Raw genomic sequence first — 7151 nt, forward strand, 5'->3', positions numbered from 1 at the left:
ACAGGCACGAACCCGGACAGGGCGACGCCTCACCAAGAAGTAGTCAACTACGAAGACGCGGGGACCTCGACTTGGCCACCAGCGGCGACACGCACGGGTCTGGCCCACTTTCCGTGATCGGCCGTGCTTTCGTGATCACGATCGTGTTGAGCCGGGTGCAGGCCGGTACCAGTGTCGGGACGCTGCTCTGTGTCGATCATGGAGCTGTTGGCGGTCGTGTTTCCGCACCTGGCCGCCGTTCGTGTCGAGCGGGTGTACCGGGTGGGTGCGACCGTGCGGGTGAAGGCCTCGACGACGGCGCCGAAGAGCGCTTGTCCGGCGTGTGAATGTGCGTCGGTGCGGGTGCATAGCCGCTATGAGCGGTGCCTGGCGGATCTGCCGGTGGCCGGGCAGGAGGTATTGCTCCAGGTGCGGGTGCGCCGCTTCTTCTGTGACAACACCGCCTGCGCCAAGAAGACCTTCGCCGAGCAGGTGCCCGGTCTGACCAGCAGGCACGGCCGGCGCTCGGCAGGGCTGCTGCCCATGCTGCGGACGGTGGCGCTGGCTCTGGGCGGTCGGCCCGGTGCCCGTCATACCGCCCGCCTGGCCTGTGCGGTAGGTCGCTCGACGCTGCTGCGGCTGTTGCGGAGCCTGCCGGACCCGCAGCTGGCGACCCCGCAGGTGCTGGGAGTCGATGAGTTCGCCTGGCGCAAGGGCCACACCTACGGAACAGTGCTGGTCGATGTGGAGGGCGGTCATGTGGTCGAGGTGTTGCCGGATCGGTCGGCGGACTCCTTCGCGGCCTGGCTGAAGGCTCATCCCGGCGTCGAGGTGATCTGCCGGGACCGGGCCGGCTGCTATGCCGAAGGCGCGCAGCGCGGCGCCCCGCTGGCGGTGCAGGTGGCTGATCGCTGGCATTTGCTCCATAACCTGTCCGGCGTGGTCCAGCGGGTGGTGTCGCGGCACCGCGCGCACCTGCGCGAACCGGCCACGCCCGAGGTCACCGAAGCTCCTGCCGCCGCGCTGGAGCCGGTTCGCGAGGAAGGCGCCTCGGCAGCCCGGACCAGGTCACGGCACGCTGAGATCCACCAGGGCCGCGCCCAAGGGATGACCATCACTCAGATAAGCCGCGAGCTGCGGCTGTCTCGCAAGACCGTGCGCCGCTACGCCACCGCCGCCAGCGCCGAGGAACTCATCAGCGACGAGCGCGCACCACGCCGGACACTCCTCGATGCCTACCTTCCCTACCTGCACCAACGCTGGGAACAGGGCAGCCGCAGCACCGATCAGCTCCTGGCCGAGCTGCGCGAACGCGGCTACCTGGGCAGCGCACGCACCCTTCGTCGCCTCACCGCCACACTCCGCACGGCGACCGTCAAACCCGCAACATCTCCCGCGCCCAAGGTCCGGGAGGTCACCGGCTGGATCGTCCAGTCACCCAGCAAGGTGACCGCCGAAGACCTGGCCACACTCGAACGGATCACCGCCCGCTGCCCGGAACTCGCCTCGGTCACCGAGCTGACGCGCCAATTCGCCGAGATGCTCGTGCACCGTCGCGGCGATCAGGACCTGGAAGGCTGGGCAACGCGAGCGGAAGCCAGCCCCGCACGGGAACTGCGCGACTTCGTCACCGGGCTGCGCCGTGACTGGGCGGCGGTCAAAGCCGGGCTCACCCTGCCCTACAGCTCCGGGACGGTGGAAGGCAACGTGAACCGCATCAAGATGATCAAACGGATCATGTATGGGCGAGCCAACGCCGACCTTCTCCGCATTCGTGTCCTGCACGGCTACTGATCACGAAAAGTGGGCCAGACCCACACGCACTCGGCCGTTGACAACCACGGCAGGAAACCTTCGACGCGATGAGTTGGCTCTGATCCGGGCGCTGGACATGTTGGAGCTCAGCCGGAACGGCTGGCTCTCGGAGATCGACGCCTTCGCCGACCGGCGCCGCCTCGAAAAGCGAAAGCATCGCCGTAGTCCGTTGGCGTTGGAGATGCGATACCTGCATGGATGGAGATGGCCTGGGCCAGAAGGCCATCGGGTGATGTTCCGAGAGGTCGGCATCCTGTGGGCCCAGCATGGACCCCTCCCATTCCCTGACGTACCGACCTCAGAGAGGGACAACCTCGTCGAACTGAACGCCACCCTTGCCAACTGCGTATCGACCTACCTTCGCAACGACGGCACGGCCGACTCAGAACACAGGGCTACTCTCCTCAGGTGCCTGCGTAAACTCTGCGGGCATCTGCGTCACCTGGGCTACCCCGCTTTATTCCACGATGCCTTTGTCTACCACCGCCGCCTGCTCAAGATGACGGAACTGCTAGTCAACGATGCGTTCCCGTTCACCGCTGAGACGCAGGACAAGGGCTAGTTTCAGGACCGCGCTCAGGCTGCGAAACTGTCCAAATGGCAGGGTAATGCACGACGATCAGCCCGTGACCTGGTGTTTTGGCGCGACGCACGTACCTTGGCCGCCTGATCATCCCGGAGCCGGAGCGCCCCCGCGCCGGAGGCGTTGCGGTCTGAACATCAGTGGGTCGTTCGTGAGATTCGGGAACGGCTCTTTGCTTTCATTGCGGCAGCGCCACCACGTGCATGTCATGGGTCCGGCTCAGGCGAGGGCGTCAGCCTCATCCAACAGGGCTGATAAGCGCGGGTACCGGCGGCGCATTTCTTCAACGTCGTTGAAGTCCCACATCTCCCCGAGCTTTGGGTACGTTCCGGTGCCCTGGGGCAATTCGTGCCCGGCGATGCGCTCGTAAGCTCTATCAGGGGTGTACATGAAGTTCTCGCACTCGCATTCGTCGGATCCGTCGAGTACGCAATTGCGGACCGGCCCGTAGTCTGCCAGGGAATCCGGATTGGCAAGTGCTGCTTCGTAGATCGCACGTCCTTGGGCGACCAGCCAGCAACAGAAATACTCGAAGCCGTCGTCGGAGCAGCCAGCGTTGATCAGGTAGGCGGCTCCCCAGAGGTCGACCCGATGGGCAGCGAGGCGGAGATCAGTGAGATGGCGGTCAAAAGCGATGATCTCCAATGGGGATAATCGGCCGAGTCTCGAGATCAGTTCGTCGCAGTCGTCATCTGGGCCTGTCGGCGGAGGACATTCCCCGAGGATCGTCCAGAAGTCGTCACGAATCATGATCAGTATCTTGGCGTCATGGTCGACGGCCGTCCACCTTCGGCCGGCGCGAGTAGCAACCACTACGCAAGGTCCTGGAGCGGCCCGGGGCGCTGGGGGCCGGGGCCGGCCCCCAGGCCGCATGCCCGGCTACCGAGCGGCAACATGCCGGCCGCCGAGTCTGGCACCGACCTCAAGGACCCCATGGCACGCATGGGACATGACAACGTCAGAGCAGCCCCGATCTACAACACGCGGTCCAAGCGACGACGAAACGATCACCAGCGCTATCAATCGACAGCCCGAACGACGACGAGGGACCGGCAGGTGCGACGGCTCCGGCAGGTGATCGCAAGCTACTGGCCCGCGATCCCGGCCTGGTTTCCGCCGGGTGATCGCCAGGCGAAGAGGGGTGGCGCACCATGAAGACGTCCACCTCGTCCTCGGTCTCGGCCGTGAACCCGTGTCGCTCGTACAACTGGCGGGCCGAACTGCCCTGCAGCACGTTCAACCGAACCACGGCGTCTTCGCGGTCGCACCATTCCAACAGCCTGCTCAAAACGGCAGTACCGATGCCCCTGCCCTGCAAATCTGGGTCCAGGTAGAAGTGCTCCAGCCAGTAAGTGTGCTTCGCCGGCCGCAGTGCCACACAGCCGGCCAAGGCGCCATCCACCTCGATCATCCAGGTGTGCGCTGGTGTGAACCCGTCCCGCAACCGCTGTCGGACACGTTGTTCGTCGTACCGCCCGAGCCGCTCGAGATCCGGCCTCAGCGCCGCGGCCCGCAACTCGGCCACCGCCTCGACGTCCATCACCGAAGCTGGCCGAAGCGCCCAGTCCACCATGATCGTGATGTTATCGCCCCAGGTTCCTGCCGACCCCGGGAGTCTCCTGCCAGGCGAAGCGAACAGTTGATCGTTTGCCAGATAGGCCAATGGCACGTAGCGGCATGCAGAGATCAACGGCCCTACGCTCATCCGAGCACACGAAGATCACGGAAAATCGAGGTATCAATAGCCCGGTGATCAGGCGTCAGAATCGCCGTCCCAGCAGGCTGGGGCATGAGTGCCAGAGCGATACCTGGAGACGTTCTCAGATCTGTCTGGGCGGCCGCGGTCGAAAGCCCGAAGCGGCCCTCAGGAAAGAGGACCCGCCGGGATCGGGCACGTAACGGGCACGGAAGATCGAAGAGGCTCGGAAAACAACTGAGGCCCCGGTCCCGATTCACATCCTGACCTGGGCCTTTGAGTGTGGAGCGGGTGACGGGAATCGAACCCGCGCTGTCAGCTTGGGAAGCGGCCACTGATCTTCGTGCGCTCACCAGCAAAACTGTAGGTCCTGCTAGGGACGGTGTGACTCCCCACCGTTCCCCGTGATCGCCCGCTGCGTCTGGCACGAATCTGGCACGATGATCATGCGGTCAACCAGTACGGATGCACCTGAGATTCGGCCTCTCGGTCTCGTGCCCAGGGGCCCCGCCTCCTCGGCCTGTGCATCCTCCGCGCCCTCCGAGCCGGTGGGCCGGGCTCACGAAGGAAGCCCGGACCTTCGATCGCCGTCAACCGGTTCGGCGATCAGCTACAGCGCGATCGTGACCTGTATGGGTGCGGTGGCTGACCCATAGCTAGGGCCAGATCGGGCCCTGGTCGGTCCAGATGACGCCCTTGTTGCGGCACAGGCAGAAGGGGTGGCCGACCGGGTCGGTGTAGACCCGCCAGCCGTAGCCGCGGGGGCCGATGAAGTCCTGCTGCAGCGTCGCGCCGAGGTCGAGGACGCGGCGCTGCTCCGACTCGATCTCGTCCACTTCGAAGTCGAGGTGGAACTGCTTGGGGTGCTCGCTGTCGGGCCATTGCGGAGCGCGGTAGTCGTCCACCCGGATGAAGGCCAGCTCGACCTCGCCGAACTTGATGCCGGCCCAGTTCTCGTGGCTGCCTTCCTTGATCGGGCGGCCCGTCACCTCAGAGTAGAAAGCTGCCAGTTTCATCGTGTCCGGGCAGTCGATGATGAAATCGGTGAGTCGCAGCATCCTGCGATCTTGTCACAAGATCTGTGACACAAGCCTTGGCCACGATGGCGGGAACCGGGCGGCTACCGGAGCCTTGCCCGAGCTGTCCTCTGTGTGGACGCAGTGGCGGGGCCGGCGACGGCGCGTCCTTGGTCGGTGGGTGAGGCTTGGTACGGCGGGCGCTGCGTGCGGCGGGCGGCCCGCGTTCCCGCCGTCGGCCGGGACCGGCGCCCACGCCGCACGCCCGCGGCCGGGCGGAGCGGGCGGCGGGCCGTGCGGCGGCGCGGAGCGCCGACCCGACCGTCAAGCTCGGACAGAAGAGCGTGGCCGTCAAGATCCTCGCCCCGGTCCAGCCCGTTCCCCCGGCCCCATGCCGGGCCTGCCCTTCACCCCGGTCGAGTTCGACCACGTCACCGCAACTCCGTACGTCAACGGCGCCGGACGCCTCGCCTACTCCATCAAGGTTCGCGAGATGCGCGCTCCGCGCACCGGTCCCGTCGCCTCTACTCCTGCACCTGCCAAGCACACTTCCACCGCTGGAAAGGACGTCGCCTGATGACGCGTCGCAGGACCCATGCCATCCGAGGGCGGTTGTCAGGGACCGCGAGTCAAACGATCTATCCACCTATGACTCTGGCCGAAGCTCGGCAAGCCCTGGCGGCGAATGACGAGACTCCACCCAACAGCCAAAAAACCAACAGATGAAGGACTCGCTGCTCTGTGACTCTTGCGCATCGTTGGCACATGAGTATCAGGTCTTTTTTGGTGACGGGAGACACTGCGTTTTATAAGGACCGAAGGCCTAAGGATGAACTAGCCGATGATCTTGCCATAGAAGAAGTCGTCAAGGAGGGCCGCCTACGCGTCTTCTCCACCCTGGAGGCGGCCATTGTCCGCAGATCAGGGCGGTGAGCTGGGCGTGGGTGATGCGTCCTGGTGGCAGCGTCCCGGTATTGACCGACATATGGAAGAGGCTCCACTCTCCTTGGAGGTGCGGCGCTGATCCGCCTGTGTTCGCCGGTCGCAGCGGATATAGTTGCACCTTGATCGAAGTCATCGCTGAGGAGGCAGATGCATGACAGGCCAGGGGAATGGCGACGGTGGGAACAAGAGCAAGCCTGGAGAATCACTGTTCGCGATTTGGGCTGCCCTAGGGTTCGTCATTGGAGCTTCCCTGGCAGTGAAGTACGTTTACTCCATGGGGTATGCCACCGATGATGACTTGCCCTGGTGGCCACAGGGCATCATCATGCTATCCCTGTTCTTCGGGCCTATGTTTCTGCTTGGTTGGATCGCGGAGCAGCTAAGCAAAGAAGTGTTGTCAGGGAATTCCACCTGGGCAACATATTGGACGACAATGGTCGGCATCACCGTGCCTGCTTTAACTATCGCGGGCATCACAACTTTCGAAGATGTTCTTGATTTGTTTAACAATCTGTGAGAATCGATATCCATGCAACAGTAAAGTGTGGTCCGCTTCATTTCGTTTCATGAGGCGGGGGTCCGGCGGACTAAACGGCGGTGCACCAAAATCGACACTGCTGCTCCTGACAGCTGCCCGCTGTCGCCGATCGGGATCCGGGTGCCCACTTTGACGGCTACGAAGACATCGTGGAGATCAGTTTCGAGTCCCCATCAGGCGAGTGCCTCCTGGCAGGATGGCAAACGGATTGGGACGATGAAAAGGCACACAGCCTCCCTCAGTTGCCTGCCGGTCCCGGAACATACCGCTTGCGGTATCACACCCAAGGGGATATGGAGAGCTGGTCCATAGATGGCTACTACACAGATTGAATTCGTAGAGTCATAGAGTCGTGACGGTTCGCCGTTGCTGGTGTACGACCGATGTATGCGGTACGGGCAACGAGGCGGCTACACCCCCGCGGAGCAGGAACGACGGGAACGGCTGCGGTTACAGGCGGCCGGATGGTTCGAGGACGGGCATGGCACCAGACAGATCGCTCGTGAGCTGCGGGTCCACGAGCGAACGGTGGCCAGATGGCGCACGTCCTGGCGGGAGGGCGGCATTGAGGCGCTGCGC

Annotated in this window: 8 protein-coding genes; 5 read left to right on the forward strand and 3 right to left on the reverse strand. The window is 64.2% G+C overall.

Annotation, left to right across the window (positions count from 1 at the left end; translation table 11 throughout):
- Positions 1–198 precede the first annotated feature (198 nt).
- Both AB0I38_RS39870 and AB0I38_RS39875 read left to right on the forward strand, forming a co-directional pair.
- Positions 199–1773 carry an ISL3 family transposase gene (locus AB0I38_RS39870; protein ID WP_358495870.1) on the forward strand — a complete coding sequence of 525 codons (1575 nt, stop codon included), beginning with the start codon at positions 199–201 and terminating at the stop codon, positions 1771–1773.
- Between the two features lie 37 nt (positions 1774–1810).
- Positions 1811–2356, forward strand: a complete 546-nt coding sequence (locus AB0I38_RS39875; RefSeq protein WP_358495842.1) for a hypothetical protein — start codon at positions 1811–1813, stop codon at positions 2354–2356.
- Positions 2357–2596: 240 nt separating this feature from the next.
- On the opposite strand, the gene AB0I38_RS39880 is transcribed toward AB0I38_RS39875, so the two are convergent.
- The 3 genes from AB0I38_RS39880 to AB0I38_RS39890 form a co-directional block, all read right to left on the reverse strand.
- Positions 2597–3127: a DUF4240 domain-containing protein gene (locus tag AB0I38_RS39880; protein ID WP_358495845.1), complete on the reverse strand. Its 531-nt coding sequence runs from the start codon at positions 3125–3127 to the stop codon at positions 2597–2599.
- Between the two features lie 208 nt (positions 3128–3335).
- Entirely contained in the window at positions 3336–3950 is a 615-nt protein-coding gene (locus tag AB0I38_RS39885; protein WP_358495849.1) for a GNAT family N-acetyltransferase, read from the reverse strand.
- A gap of 779 nt (positions 3951–4729) precedes the next feature.
- Positions 4730–5131 carry a VOC family protein gene (locus AB0I38_RS39890; protein WP_358495852.1) on the reverse strand — a complete coding sequence of 134 codons (402 nt, stop codon included), beginning with the start codon at positions 5129–5131 and terminating at the stop codon, positions 4730–4732.
- A 349-nt stretch (positions 5132–5480) separates the two neighbouring features.
- Here AB0I38_RS39890 and AB0I38_RS39895 point away from each other — a divergent pair, with 349 nt between their 5' ends.
- The 3 genes from AB0I38_RS39895 to AB0I38_RS39905 form a co-directional block, all read left to right on the forward strand.
- A complete protein-coding gene (locus AB0I38_RS39895; RefSeq protein WP_358495855.1) occupies positions 5481–5666 on the forward strand; it encodes a hypothetical protein in 186 nt (61 codons plus the stop codon).
- A 519-nt stretch (positions 5667–6185) separates the two neighbouring features.
- A complete protein-coding gene (locus tag AB0I38_RS39900) occupies positions 6186–6551 on the forward strand; it encodes a hypothetical protein (protein WP_358495858.1) in 366 nt (121 codons plus the stop codon).
- A gap of 408 nt (positions 6552–6959) precedes the next feature.
- Positions 6960–7151: helix-turn-helix domain-containing protein (locus AB0I38_RS39905; protein WP_358495863.1), on the forward strand; the 192-nt coding region annotated here is incomplete at its 3' end.

Source organism: Nonomuraea cavernae (genome assembly GCF_040655715.1).
GTDB lineage: Bacteria > Actinomycetota > Actinomycetes > Streptosporangiales > Streptosporangiaceae > Nonomuraea > Nonomuraea cavernae_A.